The sequence below is a fragment of the Chryseobacterium mucoviscidosis genome, assembly GCF_002177115.1.
Taxonomy (GTDB): domain Bacteria; phylum Bacteroidota; class Bacteroidia; order Flavobacteriales; family Weeksellaceae; genus Chryseobacterium; species Chryseobacterium mucoviscidosis.
The window spans coordinates 1-260 of the sequence record NZ_MVAG01000065.1 but is presented as its reverse complement, the minus strand read 5'-3'; the positions used below and the strand labels follow the sequence as shown (position 1 = coordinate 260).

Sequence of the window (260 nt, the reverse complement as noted above, 5' to 3'; positions counted from 1 at the left end):
GGTACTTCCGCCGGGTGCTCTCATATCAAGCGGACTGTAAACGTCTAACGGAACAATTTCATGTTCCAACAAGGAATTTTCTGCGGGGTACAGCATATTTGCCCAATTCACCACAATTTCAACATAATCTTCAAACAGCGAAGTTTCCCCGATTGCTTTGTGATAAATTGCATTGACTTTACCTTCTTTATCCGAACCCAATTTTGTAAGCTGTAACGTCGGAGGTCAGTCTCCGATCATGTACATCTGCCCGCGATCCA

1 protein-coding gene is annotated in these 260 nt (G+C 44.2%); it reads right to left on the bottom strand.

Annotated elements, in window-relative coordinates; all coding sequences use genetic code 11:
* Nucleotides 1–201, bottom strand: a 201-nt coding sequence (locus B0E34_RS02835) for a hypothetical protein (RefSeq protein WP_133059886.1), incomplete at its 3' end; no start/stop codon positions are given.
* Between the last annotated feature and the right edge of the window lie 59 nt (nucleotides 202–260).